We start from the raw sequence: 18,102 nt of genomic DNA, 5'->3' as shown, positions 1-18,102 counted from the left end.
ATGCTCAAAGCCTAAATATCAATTTTACCCACTTCGTTAATCTTCAGGCTATGATGCAAAGCCGTAGAATTAGACCTGAAAGAACCCAGGCCGCACTTTTTTATTGCCGAAAATAGCCAAACTCAAGTGGGCTGTCAGGGGACAGCCCAGGGTCAGAGGACGACCCAAGGTGTGGAAGTCTGAAAGAGGTGGGAGGGGTCATCAGGCATTTGTTGAAATGTCAAAAATCAACCTCAAATAAGCAGTTGAGCTGGTATAAGGAAATCCCAAATAACAAAAGGACAAATCTCAAATAAGCTCCAAGGCACAAAATGAGAAACCTCGAAAACAACCTCCAACTCCGTGGTCTGTCCCCCGACGGACCTTAACGAAAGTCTTTTGCGATGTGTTTGGGCTGTCAGGGGACAGGCCAAGGTCAGAGGACGGCCCAAGCGACGGCGGATCTGGTGGCGTAGAAGGTTTCGAATTTCGCTTATTCGAATTTGAGATTTATTTGCCTTTTGGCGCTTGTTATTTGGGTTTTGTCTTCAATAAAAGTGCTATTCTCTCAGCTTCAGCGCTTTCACTTCCTCAATATTCTTGCAACCAGCCAAGCCCATATTGAGCTCAAAATCTGCCGCCATGTTCCTGATCACGTCATACACCCCTTGCTCTCCGGCAATGGCAAGTCCAAACGCATAACTTCTTGCCATGCAAACGGCTGAAGCACCCAGTGCCAGTGCTTTCATCATATCCGCCCCTGAGCGTACGCCCGAATCGAGCAAAATGGGGAAGTTTTCACCAACGGCTTTTTTCACTTCTGGCAACATTTCAATAGTGCTGACAGCACCGTCCACTTGCCTGCCCCCGTGGTTAGAAAGTATAATGCCATCCATTTCATGCTCCATGGCCATTTTCGCATCTTCGGGGTGCAGAATGCCCTTCAACAGTATGGGTAGCTTGGTTCTTTTTCTCAGAAATGCGAGATCTCGCCACGTAAGGGAGGGCCGGGAGTAGATGTTGATAAATTGTCGGACGGCTGCCAGTGGCTCGCCTGAAAAGGCGTTTTTAAAGAAGTTGCCTGGGTAGTTGTTTAATAATTGAATAAGGGACAGAAAGGTAGTTGGCCTGATTTTCCTTTCAACAGGAGTTTCCTCGCCGATGGCTTTCTCTTTTAGCAGGCGCATAAACACCGGATCGCTTGTGTATTGTGCAATGCCCCTGGCTTTCAGGAAGGGGAGGAAGGCCAGGTCGAGGTCCCTGGTTCTCCAGCCGAGCATGGAGGTGTCGAGCGTTACGACGATGGCCGAACAGCCACAATTCTCGGCCCTTTTCACCAGGCTTTCCACCAGCTCATTCGACTTGCTCCAGTAGAGTTGAAACCACCTTGGGCTGTCGCCCATGGCCCTGGCAACCGTTTCCATAGGCACAGAAGCCTGATTGGAAAAGATAAAGGGAATACCAGCTTTTGCAGCAGCCTTTCCCACCGCCAGGTCGGCTTTTTTGTGCACCATTTCGAGCACGCCCACTGGAGAGAGCAGCAGTGGTAGGGGAAGCTTTTGGCCAAAGAGGGTAGTAGAAGTGTCTCTTCGTGATACATCGTTGAGCATGCGGGGAACAATCTTCCATTTTTTGAAGCCTGAGAGGTTTTCAGCCATCGTAGTCGCCCGACCTGCGCCACCAGCAATATAGGCCCAGGCCTCTTTGCTCATTTTCTTTTTGGCGGCTTTCTGAAGTTTGGCAAAGTCGACAGGTACCTTCGGTAAAATACCAGCCATGCCGTCAAGGTAAATCTTCTTTTGCCAACTGAGGGCATCCATGGGTTCGCTCATGTGTGTGTTGTTGTTATGCAAAATGCCCATCAACCATTTGCTTTTCGGGCGTTCAGCATAGCTATTAAAAAATCAAACTAGCGTCATATCAATCTAATGCAAAAGACGCACATTCTCAACTGATCACACCTCAATCCCGTCGACAGTAAGGCGTCCTTCCTGCCAGTCATTGTTGAGGAGCACCATCACTTGCGTGAGGCCGGCACTGATCAACTGCTCGGCTGTTTCGATGAAAAATCCAGTCATTTCCTGCGTATGATGGCTGTCGGAGTTTATCATGATGGGAATCGACATGTCCTTCAGGTAGCGAAAAACCCACGGTGAGGGGTAGCTCGTTGTGGTTTTCTTTTTATATAAACCTCTGGTGTTAATTTCCAGCATCAGCCCTTTTTCTTTCACCGCTTCCAGCGTTTCAATAATCTCCTTTTGGTACCACCTGTCGTTTTCATTGAAGAGAAGCCCATTGCCATTCTGCATTTTGATTTTATCGAGGTGCCCAACGATGGTGGGCGGAGCTTCTTGTATCATTTGTCGGGTAAGGGCGAAATATCTTTGAACAGCAGCTTTTGCATCACCACCAAAAATAGATTGTAATCCATACTCAAAAACTTTCGATGCTCCGTCTATTTCCCAGGGCGTGCCATCCTCAAAGGCATCGACAAAATGAACCGAGCCTATGCTGTAGTCCAGATCGGCGTCTATGATCCAGTCGCTGTTTACCGACACAACGCCAGGTATAAAGTCAACCTCAAGACTGCTGTATACATCAATAATCCCAAGGTATTTCGCTTTGCAGTCTTGTATCTCAGTGAAATAGTCGGACATGGCCTCCTTTTTCATCGTCCACGGCCAGGTAAATGGCGTGGGTGCGTGCGATGAAATGCCATAAGAAATCATGCCAAGCGCAACCGCCCGGCTGATATACTCTTCTGCTGTGCCCTTGCCGTCGCAGTAGTGCGTATGGCTGTGGTAGTTTGTCCAACCCTTCATTTACACAATTTGCAAAAAAGAAGCGGCGTTTTTAGAAAAAATGTGATGAACGAAATGTTATGCGTACCTCAAAAAATAGAGATGAAAAATTTGTTGATGACGATAACCACCAGGAGGGAGAAAAACAATGTTACCTCAACGATTAAAAGGACTTTGCTCCAGGTCTTTCCAATTTTCATTGAACTTAGGGGAAGTAGGTTTCTATTTCAATATTAACAATTCTTCACCTTTCATAAACGATTGTTAATCAGAAGTTTTCCACAATCCGACAACAATTTTGTTGATAACCTGGCCTGGTGTTTCGTATCTTCATGCGAAAATAGACAATCATGCGTAAACTATTCTATATAGGTATTTCAGCATTGCTGCTGACTGCCTGCCAGCAAAAGGAAGTGAAAAATGAGCAAGCTGTTGTTGCTGAAGAGGCGGTCTACGAAAGCTTTGGTGCCACTATATCCGACGATCAGGCCGCACCGGTAGCCGAACTTATAGCGATGCCGGGTGATTCAGCCTACACCAAAGTGAGAGGGACTATTGTTGAGGTGTGCCAGGCAAAAGGATGTTGGATGAAGCTGGATCTTGGCAACAACGAAACCATGAGGGTAACATTCAAAGACTATGGCTTCTTTGTACCAAAAGACGCCAAAGGCAGGGAGGTAGTAATAGAAGGAGTGGCATTGAAATCGCTGACGCCTGTTGAAGAACTGCAACACTATGCCAAAGATGCCGGAAAGACAGCCGAAGAAATCGCCGCTATCATTGAGCCCGTTCAGGAATTATCCTTCGAGGCCGTTGGGGTATTAATGAGATAAGGGAGAATGACCCACATCCGTTCGGCATGTGGGCACTCAGGCTTTAAATTTTGTTGTACGACGTTATGATTCCTTTGATCAGCGCCGAACTGAAGCCCTGATGTTCCATTTCATTCAAGCCAGCAATAGTACATCCCTGCGGTGTAGTTACTTTGTCAATCTCATATTCAGGGTGTCGCCCGCCTTCAAGCAATAGGCTCGCCGCTCCTTTTACTGTTTGCGTGGCGATTAGCTGCGCTACTTTGGCACTAAATCCAATTTCGATGCCGCCCTGAGAAGCTGCTCTGATGAACCTGAGCGCATAGGCAATGCCGCAGGCGCCAAGAATAGTAGATGCATTCATCAGCTCCTCCTGAATGTAGATAGCAGAGCCAAGCTGTGAAAAAAGCTTCAGAACTGCCTCCGAGGCATCTTTGTTGCTCTCGTCTCCTGCCAGGCAGGTCATCGACTCGCAAATGGCGATGGCGGTATTGGGCATGGCCCTATAAACTAAGGCCTGTGCTCCCAGTATGGCCTTCATGTCCTGAATAAGTACGCCAGTAACTACCGACACAACGATAGGTCCCTTCTTTTCTACTGCGAACTTGATTTGCTGCAACACCTCTTTGGTTTGCTTGGGCTTGATGGCAAGAATCACCATGTCGGCCGACTCGGTGGCCTGCACATTATCGGCGCTGATGTTCACACCCTTTTCGGCCAGGTGATCCAGCAACTGGACGTTTCGACGGGTAACGGTAATGTCTTCCGCTTTAGCGTACTTCTTTTTAATTATCCCTTCGGCAATCGCCACCCCCAGGTTGCCACCACCTATTATCGAAATCTTCATAAAGCGTCTGTTAATTGAATGTTTATCTAAGCGAGCGCAAAGGTTAATGAAAATTTGGTCAAGAAGGAAATACGCAGCTCATTTCTGCTAAAAATCCCCCTGTTTCACCTCGAAAGAGAGAAATTGGCAGGTCACTTACTTTGGTTTGTGCATAGCGGTTTGATGATGATTTCGATGGCATTGCAGGCGGTGCTCAGGAATAAAAAAAAGGAGGCTCCATCACCAGGAACCTCCTTTTATAAAGCCATTTGAGCCGTCTTTTACTTGAAAGCAGGAATTCCCGTGATATGATTTCCCAAAATCAGCAGGTGGATGTCGTGCGTGCCTTCGTAGGTCAACACCGATTCCAGGTTCATCATGTGGCGCATCATAGGGTACTCTCCGGTGATGCCCATACCGCCGTGTATTTGTCTGGCTTCTCTTGCTATGTCCAGCGCCGTTGCCACGCTGTTTCTCTTGGCCATCGAAATCTGTGGTGTGGTGGCCTTGCCTTCGTTCATCATTTTGCCGAGCTTCCAGTTAACCAGCTGTGCTTTCGTAATTTCCGTAAGCATTTCCGCCAGTTTTTTCTGAATCAGCTGGAAGCTTCCGATTGGCTTGTCGAACTGAATACGCTCCAGAGAATACCTGCGGGCTGCATCGTAGCAATCCATAGCCGCACCAATCGCTCCCCAGGCAATGCCGTAGCGGGCGCTGTCGAGGCACTTCATGGGAGCGCCAAGGCCGCTTTTGCCGGGCAGTAGGTTTTCCTTAGGCACTTTTACATTGTCAAACACCAATTCGCCGGTGCAGCTGGCTCTCAGCGACCATTTGCCGTGAGTTTCCGGCGTAGAAAAGCCTTCCATGCCCCGCTCTACTACCAGGCCATGGATCCGGCCTTCTTCGTTTTTGGCCCACACCACGGCGATGTCTGCTTTAGGAGCGTTTGAAATCCACATTTTGGCTCCATTGAGGAGGTAGTGGTCGCCCATGTCTTTGAAGTTAGTTTTCATGCCTGACGGGTTCGAGCCGAAATCAGGTTCCGTCAAGCCAAAGCAGCCAAGCATTTCGCCACTTGCCAGTTTGGGCAGGTACTTCATTTTTTGCTCCTCGTTGCCATAGCTATAGATAGGATACATGACCAGAGACCCCTGCACAGAGGCGGTAGAGCGCATGCCCGAGTCACCTCTTTCTATTTCCTGCATAATCAGGCCATAAGAAATATAATCCAGCCCGCCTCCGCCATACTCTGTAGGAATGGTGGGGCCAAAGGCGCCAACTTCTCCGAATTTCCGAACGATCTCATAGGGAAAATGGTTATTTTCGGCCCAATGTTCGATATAGGGAGTGATTTCTTTCTTGACAAAATCCCTTACTGAACTCCTGATCAGTAGATGTTCCTCAGTTAGCAGGTCATCGATTTCATAAAAATCGGGAGATTCGAATAGGTCTTGTTTTTGATTTTTAATGGCTTGGGTGCCTGGGGTTAATGTATTTACGGACATGCTATTTTTTGGTTAAATCCCTTTAAACATTCAAATTTACAACTAAAACAATTAATTCCTTTGTTTGATGAGCAATTCGGAAAAAGATCAGAAGATCGTATCTCAGATCAGAAAATTGGAGGAGAAGTATGAGGCGATGGGACAAGATCTGTCATCGTATCTCGACGGTCTTTTGCATGCTGATTACCTTACCTACTGGGACTATATTCACCTCGATACCCTGCTGAGTTTGCAGACGCCGAGAACCGGTTTTCCTGATGAAAAGATATTCATCCTTTATCACCAAATTACGGAGCTCTACTTTCAGCTGATAAGAAACGAAATGAAGCAGCTGTCGTTCGACGACGCCGATGATATTGGCCTTTTTAAAATGAGGATCAAAAGAATCCTTCGCTACTGGAAACACCTGGTGGATTCTTTCGAGGTAATGATCGATGGCATGGAGCCTTCACAGTTTCTGAAGTTCAGAATGGCGCTGCTGCCTGCAAGCGGATTTCAGTCTGCCCAATACCGACTGATAGAAATCGGATCGACATCATTGATCAACCTGACGGATAAGGCCTACCGGGAGAGTGTGCACGGCGAACCTTCGGTGGAGTTACTTATCGACAATCTGTACTGGAAAAGAGGGGCAACGGAGCTGGCTACATCAAAAAAGACGCTGACACTTCGCCAGTTTGAGGATAAATATCATCGTGAGTTCATTCAATTTGGTGAGGAGATCAAGCACCGAACGATTTGGGACGTTTATCAGCAGCAGTACGAAAAGCACCTGGATGAAGAGCTTATAGAATTAATGAGGGCTTTAGATCAGGAGGCGAACGTTAAGTGGCCGCTTTCGCACTTTAAGTCGGCCACCAGGTACCTGCAAAGAGAGCCTGATGTAATTGCTGCTACAGGTGGCACCAACTGGCAAAAATACTTGCCACCCCGCTTTCAAATGGTTACATTCTTCCCTGGTCTTTGGAGTGAAGCCGAGCTGGATCGATGGGGGAAGTCAACCGGTGTAGTTGCAGCGCCAAGTCAATAACTAAATGGTAGCGACGGTCTTTAAACAGGTGTTCTTGCTGGCCTTTGGCCTTTTATGTGTCGTTCAGTCGTTGAAGGCGCAGGAGGAGAAGTCTGTTTACTATGACCAGGAAAAAAAGTACCTGAAGGAAAAATACCACGTTTCCTATGCCAACCCCAGAGAGCTGCAGGGACTTTACGAATCCTACTACGTGACTGGCAACAAGCAGATGATGGGCAACTACAGCCGGGGAACAGCTACGGGGCTGTGGGAGTACTATTATGAGAGTGGTGGGATAAAAATGAAGGGATATCTCGAAAATGGAATCCCCTTCGGAAAATGGGAATACTTCTACGAAAGTGGCAAAAAGAGCATGCAGGGAAGCCTCTATGGCGAAGTGCGGGGAGGCAACTGGACGTTTTACTTTGAGCATGGAGACATAAAGAGTGAGGGGGCATTCAAAAATGGGGAACGCCAGGGTATTTGGAATTACTTCTACGAAGACGGAACGCTGAAGGCTCAGGCGTTTTATGAAAACGGAACAGGTATATATAAAGAGTTTTATCCATCAGGACAGCTAAAAGCACAGGGCTTGAATAAAGGCGGAAAAAGTGAAGGCAAGTGGGTGTACTATTTTGAAGATGGAAGCAAGCAGGCTGAAGGCATGTTCAGGGAGGGTGAACGAGTAGGGGATTGGAAATATTTCCATACCAATGGAGAGATTTCTGCAGAGGGGGCGTTTGAAGCCGGGACGAAGGAAGGCAACTGGAAGTATTACCATGAGGATGGAACGGTTAGTGCTGAGGGCAATCTGGCAGACGGCAAGAAAGATGGCTCTTGGAAGTTGTTTGAAAGAGATGGGCAGACGAAGGGGAGTGTTCTTTACCAGGACGGCTTTGGCACCTACACTGAGTACTTCGAGAGCGGTAAAATAAAGGTGAAAGGCGACTTGAAGGATGACGTGAAAGTTGGCCAGTGGTACTATTATTTTGAAAGCGGGGTGCTGGAGGGAGAATGCTTTTTTACCGATGGTGTGGGCATTTTTCGTGGCTATTATGAGAATGGTACCCTAAAAATGGAGGGAGAAGTTCGAAATGGCGATAGAGTAGGCGAGTGGAAGCTCTACCACGAAGATGGTAGCCTGGCAGGCCTTTATAGACCTATTTACGAGGATGATAAACCGGTGTTCAGGCTTTCGGAAACTGAAAACCTTGTGCCTGACAAGGTGCCATATAACAAACCAGAGTATAAATTTAAGAATCGAAACTCCCGGTATTTTACACCACGGGTGGGTGAGTACAAGGGGTGGATTTTTGCCACTAACCCCGTTGCACCTTTACTTGGGGGCTTGCCGGTGTCTGTCGAACACTATTCGCAGGAGAGGCTGGGCTACGAATTTCAGTTTATTTATCTGAAGCAACCATTTTTCAAAGGATCCTCCTCTGTGCTGGACAATAAACTCTTTCTGCAAGGAAGCAGAATTAAGCTGCGCCAAAAGTTCTACGATAGCGATAACCTGTTTGGGATGTTCTACTTTGGCCAGGAGGTGGCATTTACTTCTATTGACCACCGGGCCCATATCATCGATTCGACGGGAGTGAACAACCGCCGCATTACAATAGGCACACAGGAGCAGAAAATTGAATACGGACTATTTATTGGCAACCGGTGGCTGAGCGACCCGGGAGGTAGTGGGTTCACCGTGGACGCTTATATTGGAGCAGGTATCGGCTATAGACTCCTTAGAAAGAATTATCAGGAAACGGCTGAACGAAATAATGTGTTTTCTGATTTAAACCAGAGCAACATTTCATTTCCAATAATAATAGGGGTGAATATAGGATTCTTAGTTGGGCCCAAAAATGGCCCCGGTTTTTTTGTTAACTAAATGAGTAAAAAGACAGTAATACTAGGCGCTACCACCAATCCTGAGCGGTATGCCTATATCGCAGCTGACAGACTTTTGAAGGCAGGCCACGAAATTGTTCCCGTAGGCATCAAAAAGGGAGAGGTCTTTGGTCATAAAATTTTAGACGTAACATCCTCGCCAATAGTCGATGAGGTAGACACAATTACAATGTACGTCGGCCCTCAGCATCAGAAGAGCCTTTACGACTATATTACCCAACTGCACCCAAAGAGAGTAGTGTTCAACCCAGGCAGTGAGAACCCTGAGCTTGAGGAACTGCTTCGTAGTGAAGGAGTAGAGGTAGTTGAAGGATGTACACTCGTTATGCTTTCCACCAATCAATACTGAAAAAGGCTGATTTCGAATTTTCGGGATTTCGGTTCATCTAAGGATAAGCATAGTTGGGCGAAACCGTATCCTGCTTAGTCGAGTCTTCAACACCTGTGTGATTTGGCGCCGTACTTTTAGGAAGATTTAAGAATTTCTAAGAGTACGGCTATGAAGAATGTATTAGTTTATTTTACCATTTTATCAGGAATATTTACCACAGCGCAGGGGCAGTCAGTAATCAATGCCTATGCTAAAGTCACCAACGTTTCTGGTGCCAACCTTTCACTATCAAACGTAAATGAGACTTACGCCACTTTCGAAGCGGGTGAGAAAGTTCTCATTATGCAAATGCAGGACAATGTTATCGGCTCTAACACTGGTAACAATGCAAACTTCGGAAACATATCAACAATAGGTAGTGCCGGGCTATATGAAGAGGCGACGATTCAGTCTGTTACCGAGTCGGCGGGTACTCCCACATCAGTTATACTAACTTCGTCACTCACCAACTCATACGTGGTGGGTACAAATAGCTCAATTCAAATTATCTCATTCCCCGAATACGTCAACTACACTACCTCAGCTAACCTTACTGCCCTTCCCTGGAATGGGAATGTAGGTGGTGTTTTTGCTATCGACGTGAATAACACGCTGACCCTTGCAAATAACATTTCTGTGAACGCTCAGGGTTTCACTGGTGGGCTTCCAAACCCCACAGGCGACGGAACAGGCTGTGATGCAGCTACCTATATTACTAACTCGAATAGCTACGCCAGAAAAGGCGAGAGCATTTATAAAGTAACATCTACTAACTATCGTGCTGCCAGAGGCAAGGTTGCCAACGGCGGCGGTGGGGGCAACTTCCACAATGCAGGCGGGGGTGGTGGTGGCAACTACACTACAGGTGGTGCCGGTGGCCCGGGTTGGGACGGTTCTACAGGCGGATGTACCCCCACATCCGGTGGCCTTGGAGGGCTGGACCTTAGCTCTTATATCAATGCCTCACGGGTGTTCCTTGGCGGCGGAGGTGGCGGTGGTCAGCAAAACAACGGTGCGTCTCTCACAGGCGGAGCAGGTGGAGGAATCATCATCATCAGGGCTTCAACTGTTCAAACCAATGGGGGTTGTGGCGGCTTGTCAATCACAGCTAATGGAGCAAGCAAAGGCCTTACCGGAAACGACGGAGGTGCTGGTGCTGGTGCCGGAGGATCGATCGTCTTCCAGGTAAACAACTGGAGCCTGAGCTGTGCTGTTGCTACAGAGGCCAAAGGAGGAAACGGAAGTTCTGTCAACGACGGTAATACGCATGGCGGTGGCGGTGGCGGCGGCAAAGGAGTGATTATTTTCTCCGGAACAGTGCCGGCAACCAATTTTTCTACAAGCAATGCGCAGGGTACTGGTGGTGCCAATGGAACCAACGGAGGTGCTGGAACTGCCGTTGCCGGAGGCACAACTCCTTCGAGTGCAACGGCTGATGCTGATGGTGTTATGGAGTCTTCTTCAGGTGTGTTGCCGGTTGAGCTGCTTAACTGGAACGGAAAGGAAGTTGACAATCAGGTTTTACTAACCTGGACTACCGCCGCCGAAAAGAACAATCATTACTTCACTATTGAAAGATCTTCTGATGCCAAAAATTGGGAAGTCTTTGAAATAGTAGAAGGCGCTGGCACCACTGACCGCAAAATGTATTACGACCTGATGGATGAAGAGCCAATGCCTTCAACCAACTATTACAGGCTGTCGCAAACTGACTATGATGGAACCACAGAAGTGTTTGAAATAGTGTCGGTGAAGCTCGACCTTTTTGCTACGAACTTGCTGCTATACCCCAATCCAAGCAACGGATTGTTCAAAATCAAGCTACCCGACGTATTGCTGGAGGCCGACTATGCCATACAGATGTTTGATGTGAATGGAAGGGCGGTTGAGGCCAACGTAAGCCAGGAGTGGGGAGAAGTTGTTGTGGACGCAACCTCGTTGTCAACTGGATACTACTTTGTAAAAGTGGCCGTCGGCAGCTATATCCAAAACATCAAAGTAATTATCGATTGATAGCTTAGTTATATCTGAATATCAGCCAGTTATGTCTGATTATAAAAGCTCTACTTGTTCGGTGGTTGCTACGATGGAAAGTTTAAAAGTAAGGTGTCTTACCAACGATCGAAATTCTGGACTGTATGCAAGTTGGCTCTCGATTCCCGTTGCCGGCCGCTGGTTGGATCGTACCGGGCACGACGGGCAGCCGCTGAAATTTGGTCTGAGAAATGATAATGTTCGACGAATTTTTCCGGGAGTTAGTCGACACTTTCCATTTCACATCTTATTGATACCTATATTCATTTCACCTAAATAACAGTGCCATGAAGTCAACGCTCATTTTTCTCGCCTTTTTATCCGTGGCACTTCTAAGTGCCGAAGGAAAAGCCACCACTGATGGAACGAAATTAGTTAATAACGAGACTGAGGTTAACAACCTGGAGGTGACCAACCATGCTCGGTCTCAAGACAACTGGAGGTTGGACTTTGAGGGCGAATTGCTGGATATTATGTTCGAAGTTAGCCCGGAACATTGGCCAATTGCAGACGATGAGACAGAGGCCATTGTGGGTGATAACGTTAGCCGAGGTGCACATGCCTTATTTCCAGAGGCTTCTAAATTGAGCTTACGTGGCTGGACTGCCAGTGCCACTAATGGTCACGTGGAACTTTCCTGGGTTACAACCAGCGAAAACAACAACAAGTACTTCACAATAGAAAAGTCGTCTGATGCCCTCAACTGGTATGTTTTAGGCATCGTAAAGGCAGCTTGCACAAAACCCAGTGAAACGCAATACAAGTTTGAGGATAAAAACCCACTGCCGGCTGCCACTTATTATCGTCTGTCGCAGACAAGCAGCGAGGGTGTCACGGAGATGTTTGACGTGCGAAAAGTAGCGTTTGATTTTGTTGACCGCAAACCTGCCGTTCGCAAAGCCAAAGAGCAAAAAGCTTTTGAAATCAGGCTGGAAGATCCTTTGTACGATCTGGAATACGCAACAACTGTGCTTGATCACAATGGCACTCCCGTTGAATTTAGTATGAGGCAGGAATCAGACGGAATCTTTTTTGATGTTTCGTCCCTTGCTCCAGGTCAATACTCAGTGCAGTTTGATATTGGCGACTACGATGAGCAGTTCGACGTAGTAATTGACTGATCGGTGCGTATTATGCAGCTAACCCCTTAGCTGGTTATTGTTCGAGCGTTGAAGCGCACCATCTAGTTGGCCATTGCTTTATAATCAATAAGGATGTCATTGGCCGTCATGTATTTTTTTAGGAATTCCACTGTGTCCGCTTCTTTACCTGTGAAATCCCTTATGAGCTCATTGTTAAAAAAGAAAACCTTGAGCTTATCGAGTTTTGTTACCTCCCTCGGAAAATCCCTGATATCATTGTTAGATACTTTTAGCTCTCTTAATTTTTTCAAAGTCAGAACAAACAAAGGAAACGTACTGAGATAATTGTTGTTGACGTGGAATATTTCCAGATTATTCAGTTTCCCAAATTCTTCCGGCAGGTAGCTAAGCCGGTTGTGGTGAAGGTACAGGGCTTTGAGATGAGCCAGGTCTGCTATTTCGGCAGGAACAGAATAGAGCTTGTTGTAAGAAGTATACAGTATTTCCAACTCACTAAAATTGTTGATAGCGGGATCAATCACCTCAAGCTCATTGTGATAAATGTCGATCACTTTAAGCTTTCTCAGATTGTAGAAACTTGCAGGTAGTTGGCTGATCCTGTTTTTGTACATTGAAAAAGCCTCCAGTTGTTCAAAGCCATCGATCCAGTCTGGAATATCAAGAATCGCATTATTGTTGAACTGCAGGTTGTTGAGTCCTTTTAGTGCCAGGAGATTTGGCGTGAGGTAGTTGATGTCGTTGTTGTCCAAATTCAATAGCTGCAGGCGCCGTAGAGGTCGCAGGTTTTGTCCGTCTGTCTGAATGCAGTTGTTCTCCAGCTTCATGGCCCTAAGTGTTCTGATGCGGCCGGTTCTCGATGGGAGCCTCGTTAATTCATTATTCATGATTACCAGTTCTTCAATTCTCCGAAGCCTGTTTATCTGCTTCGGCACTTCAGTAAGATTGTTTTGATTCAAATAGATCTTACTGATTCGCCAATTCCATCCTGCCGTCAATCCCAGGCTGTCTAGCCGATTGTGCGAGAGGTCAACTATTTCCAGCTGTTTGAGCTTTCGCAGTTTGCCTGGAATCCTGTCAATAAAATTGCTTCTCAGGTCAAGAGACTCTAGTTGCTTTAACCGGAAAACAAAAGCCGGTATTTCCCGCAGACTATTGCCTGACAAATCAAGTCTTTTCAGAGAATCGAGCTTAATACCAGGCAGCTCATCGGGATTAAAAAGCGTGCTGTTTAGACTTAAACTGGTAATATGAGGATAGCTATTCAGGATGATGCCTAAACTATCTGTTCTACAGTGCGAAAGATTGAGAAATTTAATTGTGTCTTTTCGACTGTTAGCAACAGCGTTTCGCCAATTAAATTCCCCCATTTCAATGGAGAACTTGCTCCTCATTTCGTTGCCCCTTTTTACTTCAGATGACTGTTGAGCCAACAAAAAAACAGGGAAAATAATGATTAAAAACGATAACGCTGCATATTTGCTTTTCATACCTTAAAACTAAGAACTTAGTTAATTATTTCCTACTGTTAAACATGTATAAGAGTGATAATTATACTATTTTTGACGAGCTTAAAACTGAAAGATGAGTGACGAAAAAGGAAGTAGCAAAAGCAACAATTATTCAGCACAAAATATCCAGGTCCTTGAAGGACTAGAGGCCGTAAGAAAGAGGCCAGCCATGTATATAGGTGACGTGGGCATCAGAGGCCTTCACCACATGGTTTGGGAAGTAGTAGACAACTCCATTGACGAAGCGCTGGCAGGCTATTGTGACCTTATCAAGGTGACAATTGAAACTGATAATTCCATTCTTGTCGAAGACAACGGTAGGGGTATTCCCACTGATATCATGGAGAAAGAACAGAAGTCTGCCCTGGAGGTAGTAATGACTGTACTCCATGCCGGCGGTAAGTTTGACAAAGACACTTACAAGGTATCGGGAGGTCTCCACGGAGTGGGTGTTTCTTGTGTGAATGCGTTATCGACGCAATTGATTGCCACTGTTCATAGAAATGGTAAGATTTATCAGCAGGAGTTCGCTAAGGGTATACCCCAAACCAAGGTAAGCGAAATTGGCGAAACAGATCAGCGTGGTACTACGATTCATTTCAAACCCGACGGAAGTATCTTCACTTCGCTGGAGTACAACTATGAGACAGTTGCCAGCCGGTTAAGGGAGCTGTCTTACCTCAACGCCGGTATACACATCACGTTGACAGACAAGCGGAACCTCGACGACAATGGTCTTCCCACCACTGACGATTTTCATTCGGAAGGAGGGCTTGCCGAATTTGTTGAATACCTTGATTCCACCCGGGAGAAGCTCATTCCAGCACCCATCTATATCGATGGTGAAAAGGGAGATATCCCTGTTCAGGTAGCAATGAACTATAATACCTCTTATTCTGAGAATGTGGTGTCGTACGTGAACAACATCAATACCATTGAAGGAGGTACCCATGTGGCCGGCTTCAGAAGGGCGCTGACACGTACATTGAAGGCTTATGCCGACAAGTCAGGGCTTCTTGACAAGGTGAAGATGGAAATTGCCGGTGATGACTTCAGAGAAGGACTTACGGCCGTCATTTCGGTGAAAGTAGCTGAGCCTCAGTTTGAAGGACAAACCAAGACTAAACTTGGCAACTCCGATGTAATGGGCGCTGTTGATACCACTGTTTCGGAGATGCTTCAATATTACCTCGAAGAGCATCCGAAGGAAGCGAAAATGATCGTTTCTAAGGTGATTCTTGCTGCTCAGGCACGTCACGCAGCTCGCAAGGCCCGTGAAATGGTGCAGCGCAAGAACGTATTGTCAGGAACAGGCCTTCCTGGTAAGCTGGCCGACTGCTCGGACAAAGATCCCGCAGCATGTGAATTGTATCTAGTGGAAGGTGACTCTGCCGGTGGTTCGGCCAAGCAGGGCAGAGACAGGAAATTCCAGGCCATTTTGCCTTTAAGAGGTAAGATTCTAAACGTTGAAAAAGCACAAGAGCATAGGATATACGACAACGAGGAGATCAAGAATATGATCACAGCGCTTGGCGTGAGCTTTGGCACTGAGGACGATGAGAAAGGCCTCAACATGGAGAAGCTTCGCTATCACAAGGTGATCATTATGACGGATGCGGACATTGACGGAAGTCATATACGCACGCTTATCCTGACATTCTTCTTCCGTTACATGAGATCCTTGATTGAAAAGGGCTACCTCTACATCGCACTACCGCCTTTGTACCTTTTGAAAAAGGGCAAGGAAGAGCGTTATGCCTGGTCGGAAGACGACAGGATAAGAACAGCCAAGGAAATGGCAGGTGATGGCAAAGAAGATTCTATTGGCTTGCAGCGTTACAAAGGTCTCGGTGAAATGAACCCTGAGCAGCTATGGTCTACTACGATGAATCCTGAGTTCAGGAGCTTGAAACAGGTGACCATAGAGTCGGCTGCGGAGGCCGATCACCTTTTCAGTATGCTTATGGGCGATGAAGTGGCTCCAAGGCGTGAATTCATTGAAAAGAATGCCAAGTATGCTAAGGTAGATGTTTAAATAATCGAATCGGAAAAGCTAATTTAGGGTTCGACATTGTCGAACCCTTTTTTGTTTACAAATATATACTTACATGAGCGACCTGATCCTTAAAGACCGCTATTCAACACAAATAGACAATAGTCAATACATTAGCCGGGATTTGAGCTGGCTGAAGTTTAATCATCGGGTGCTTGATCAGGCCAAAAAGGAAGGCAGACCCTTGCTCGACCGACTGAAGTTTCTTGCCATTACGGCTTCCAATGCTGATGAATTTTTCATGATCAGAATGGGGTCGCTGTACAACTACCTGGACTATGGGAAGGAAAGAGTGGATCTCTCCGGACTCAAGGCAATTCCGTTCAAACGCAGGCTCTTAAGTGAGTTCAAGATATTTACCAAAGAGCAAACAGACTACTTCGTTGAGCACCTTTTGCCAGAGCTCCCAAAGAATGGTATAAAGATTACTCATGTAGAAAACCTGCAAAAGAAGGAGCAGGAAAGGGTTAAAAACTACTTTCAAAAAGTGGTTCACCCCATGCTCACTCCAATGGTATTCGACTCCTTTCATACGTTTCCTATCCTGGTCAACAACGTGCTCATATTCGGTGTGGTTACCAGAAGCAGGGAGGAGCATGAGGAGAAAAGGAAGATGTCTTTTATTCAGATTCCCACTAACCTTCCCAGGTTTTATGAGATAGAACGGAACGATACTTTTTATTTCGTGCCGATAGAAGACATCGTCAGAACATATATCGACTCTTTTTTCAAGAACGTCGAAATAATTTCTGAGACCTTGTTTAGGGTAACGAGGAATGGTGATTTTACTTTGGAGGAATCGGAAGACCTGGAGGCCAACTTTATCGATGAGCTAAAGAGTAAGCTGAAAACAAGGAAAACAGGAAGGGTCGTTCGGATTGAGGTGGAGGATAAGTACGATAAGTGGCTCATAAAGCAATTGAAGCTGAGGTGGGAGCTGGACGAAGAAAACGTTATCACTGTGCACAAACCCGGCTTGATGGACTACACCGGCCTCTGGCAGATCGTGAAACATCCTGAGTTTTCGCACCTCTGCACGCCTATTCCAGCTCCGGTTCAGCCGGTCAGTATCAGTCAGGATGCCGACGAAAACATCTTCAAGATATTGAAGCGCAGAGATATCATGCTTCATCACCCATACAACTCGTTTGAGCCGCTGATGAACCTGCTTGAAAAGGCAGCAGAGGATCCTCATGTATTGTCGATTAAGCTTACCATTTACCGGCTGGCCAAAAATAGCCGAATTATAGAAGCTTTGTTAAATGCAGCTGAAAACGGGAAGCACGTGTCTGTGCTTTTTGAAGTCAAAGCACGATTTGACGAAGAGAACAACATGCGGGAGGCCAAGCGCCTGCAAAAGGCGGGGTGCTTTGTGATCTATGGTGTGGGACTATTAAAAACCCACACAAAGCTGATGCTGATTGTGCGTAAGGAGGGGGAGAAGGTTACCCGCTATGTGCACCTCGCCAGCGGCAACTACAATGAGGCCACTGCCAGATTGTATACTGACGTAGGTATCCTAAGCACCAACGAGGTATATGCCAGCGACGTGTCGGAGTTTTTTAACGCCATTACCGGACATTCTTACCCTGAAAAATATGAGAACCTGATCACAGCACCGAGGGAAATGAGAAACTCATTGATAGAGCTCATTCTCAATGAAGCGAAGAACGCCACCTCAGGCTTACCCAGTGGCATAGTCATCAAAATCAACTCGTTGCAAGACATCGATGTAATCAATGCCCTCTACCAGGCTTCGCAGGCTGGTGTCCAAATAAAGCTGACAGTTCGGGGTATTTGTTGCCTTCGTCCTGGCAGAGCCGGGCTAAGCGAGAATATTACTGTGAGCTCGATTGTAGGAGAGTATTTGGAGCATTCCCGTATCTTTTACTTCCACAACAATGGCGAGCCAAAAGTGTATGCAGGCAGCGCCGACATTATGGTAAGGAGTTTTGATCGCCGCCTGGAATCACTTTTTCTGATTAATGACCCATTCCTTAAAAAGCAGGCCATCAATATTCTGAAGTTCAACCAGAAGGATAACTACAACAAGTATGTAATGCAGGAAGACGGTAGCTACGAAGCTGTTCAACCTGGGGAAAATGAACCGATCTTCAACATCCACAAAGAGTTTTACCGGGTAACGAGGGACATGATTGAGAATGCCAGCTTGTTTTAAACTTTCGGCTGGGTG

General features: G+C 46.5%; 13 protein-coding genes. 8 read left to right on the top strand and 5 right to left on the bottom strand.

Features of this window, described 5'->3' with window-relative positions; genetic code table 11:
- Positions 1-539: 539 nt before the first annotated feature.
- Positions 540-1,841, bottom strand: coding sequence for an alpha-hydroxy-acid oxidizing protein (locus GC130_RS24025; RefSeq protein ID WP_226940594.1), 1,302 nt, complete (start codon positions 1,839-1,841; stop codon positions 540-542).
- Positions 1,842-1,934: 93 nt separating this feature from the next.
- Positions 1,935-2,801: a histidinol-phosphatase gene (locus tag GC130_RS24020; RefSeq protein ID WP_152000916.1), complete on the bottom strand. Its 867-nt coding sequence runs from the start codon at positions 2,799-2,801 to the stop codon at positions 1,935-1,937.
- A gap of 329 nt (positions 2,802-3,130) precedes the next feature.
- On the opposite strand from GC130_RS24020, the gene GC130_RS24015 reads away from it, so the two are divergent.
- On the top strand, positions 3,131-3,613 hold the full coding sequence (locus tag GC130_RS24015; RefSeq protein WP_152000915.1) for a DUF4920 domain-containing protein: 483 nt from the start codon (positions 3,131-3,133) through the stop codon (positions 3,611-3,613).
- A 43-nt stretch (positions 3,614-3,656) separates the two neighbouring features.
- Here the strand turns inward: GC130_RS24015 and proC are convergent, their stop codons facing one another.
- Positions 3,657-4,439: a pyrroline-5-carboxylate reductase gene (gene proC, locus GC130_RS24010; protein ID WP_152000914.1), complete on the bottom strand. Its 783-nt coding sequence runs from the start codon at positions 4,437-4,439 to the stop codon at positions 3,657-3,659.
- A 260-nt stretch (positions 4,440-4,699) separates the two neighbouring features.
- On the bottom strand, positions 4,700-5,923 hold the full coding sequence (locus tag GC130_RS24005; RefSeq protein ID WP_152000913.1) for an acyl-CoA dehydrogenase family protein: 1,224 nt from the start codon (positions 5,921-5,923) through the stop codon (positions 4,700-4,702).
- A gap of 67 nt (positions 5,924-5,990) precedes the next feature.
- Here GC130_RS24005 and GC130_RS24000 point away from each other — a divergent pair, with 67 nt between their 5' ends.
- The 5 genes from GC130_RS24000 (at position 5,991) to GC130_RS23980 (ending at position 12,365) form a co-directional block, all read left to right on the top strand.
- Entirely contained in the window at positions 5,991-6,953 is a 963-nt protein-coding gene (locus GC130_RS24000) for a tryptophan 2,3-dioxygenase family protein (RefSeq protein WP_152000912.1), read from the top strand.
- Positions 6,954-6,957: 4 nt separating this feature from the next.
- On the top strand, positions 6,958-8,820 hold the full coding sequence (locus GC130_RS23995; protein ID WP_152000911.1) for a toxin-antitoxin system YwqK family antitoxin: 1,863 nt from the start codon (positions 6,958-6,960) through the stop codon (positions 8,818-8,820).
- Entirely contained in the window at positions 8,821-9,189 is a 369-nt protein-coding gene (locus GC130_RS23990; protein WP_152000910.1) for a CoA-binding protein, read from the top strand. It abuts the gene before it with no gap.
- 150 nt (positions 9,190-9,339) lie between these two features.
- Entirely contained in the window at positions 9,340-11,223 is a 1,884-nt protein-coding gene (locus tag GC130_RS23985; RefSeq protein WP_152000909.1) for a T9SS type A sorting domain-containing protein, read from the top strand.
- Between the two features lie 308 nt (positions 11,224-11,531).
- Positions 11,532-12,365: a hypothetical protein gene (locus GC130_RS23980; protein ID WP_152000908.1), complete on the top strand. Its 834-nt coding sequence runs from the start codon at positions 11,532-11,534 to the stop codon at positions 12,363-12,365.
- Between the two features lie 62 nt (positions 12,366-12,427).
- On the opposite strand, the gene GC130_RS23975 is transcribed toward GC130_RS23980, so the two are convergent.
- The gene (locus GC130_RS23975) at positions 12,428-13,738 is read right to left on the bottom strand and encodes a leucine-rich repeat domain-containing protein (protein WP_193217981.1); all 1,311 of its coding nucleotides are present in this window, start codon (positions 13,736-13,738) and stop codon (positions 12,428-12,430) included.
- A gap of 190 nt (positions 13,739-13,928) precedes the next feature.
- Between GC130_RS23975 and gyrB the strand changes: the two genes are divergently transcribed.
- On the top strand, positions 13,929-15,890 hold the full coding sequence (gyrB, locus tag GC130_RS23970) for a DNA topoisomerase (ATP-hydrolyzing) subunit B (protein ID WP_152000906.1): 1,962 nt from the start codon (positions 13,929-13,931) through the stop codon (positions 15,888-15,890).
- 73 nt (positions 15,891-15,963) lie between these two features.
- Positions 15,964-18,087, top strand: a complete 2,124-nt coding sequence (gene ppk1 / locus GC130_RS23965) for a polyphosphate kinase 1 (protein WP_152000905.1) — start codon at positions 15,964-15,966, stop codon at positions 18,085-18,087.
- Positions 18,088-18,102 lie beyond the last annotated feature (15 nt).

The organism is Imperialibacter sp. EC-SDR9 (genome assembly GCF_902498805.1).
In the GTDB taxonomy this organism is placed as follows: Bacteria; Bacteroidota; Bacteroidia; order Cytophagales; family Cyclobacteriaceae; genus Imperialibacter.
Note: the sequence above shows the minus strand (reverse complement) of the source record. Positions and strands in the feature narration are given on the sequence as shown.

Bases quoted from the DNA above. Each gene is read 5' to 3' on its own strand.
- GC130_RS24025 (WP_226940594.1), bottom strand. From the start codon at position 1,841: ATGGGCATTTTGCATAACAACAACACACACATGAGCGAACCCATGGAT.
- GC130_RS24020 (WP_152000916.1), bottom strand. From the start codon at position 2,801: ATGAAGGGTTGGACAAACTACCACAGCCATACGCACTACTGCGACGGC.
- GC130_RS24015 (WP_152000915.1), top strand. From the start codon at position 3,131: ATGCGTAAACTATTCTATATAGGTATTTCAGCATTGCTGCTGACTGCC.
- proC (WP_152000914.1), bottom strand. From the start codon at position 4,439: ATGAAGATTTCGATAATAGGTGGTGGCAACCTGGGGGTGGCGATTGCC.
- GC130_RS24005 (WP_152000913.1), bottom strand. From the start codon at position 5,923: ATGTCCGTAAATACATTAACCCCAGGCACCCAAGCCATTAAAAATCAA.
- GC130_RS24000 (WP_152000912.1), top strand. From the start codon at position 5,991: ATGAGCAATTCGGAAAAAGATCAGAAGATCGTATCTCAGATCAGAAAA.
- GC130_RS23995 (WP_152000911.1), top strand. From the start codon at position 6,958: ATGGTAGCGACGGTCTTTAAACAGGTGTTCTTGCTGGCCTTTGGCCTT.
- GC130_RS23990 (WP_152000910.1), top strand. From the start codon at position 8,821: ATGAGTAAAAAGACAGTAATACTAGGCGCTACCACCAATCCTGAGCGG.
- GC130_RS23985 (WP_152000909.1), top strand. From the start codon at position 9,340: ATGAAGAATGTATTAGTTTATTTTACCATTTTATCAGGAATATTTACC.
- GC130_RS23980 (WP_152000908.1), top strand. From the start codon at position 11,532: ATGAAGTCAACGCTCATTTTTCTCGCCTTTTTATCCGTGGCACTTCTA.
- GC130_RS23975 (WP_193217981.1), bottom strand. From the start codon at position 13,738: ATGAGGAGCAAGTTCTCCATTGAAATGGGGGAATTTAATTGGCGAAAC.
- gyrB (WP_152000906.1), top strand. From the start codon at position 13,929: ATGAGTGACGAAAAAGGAAGTAGCAAAAGCAACAATTATTCAGCACAA.
- ppk1 (WP_152000905.1), top strand. From the start codon at position 15,964: ATGAGCGACCTGATCCTTAAAGACCGCTATTCAACACAAATAGACAAT.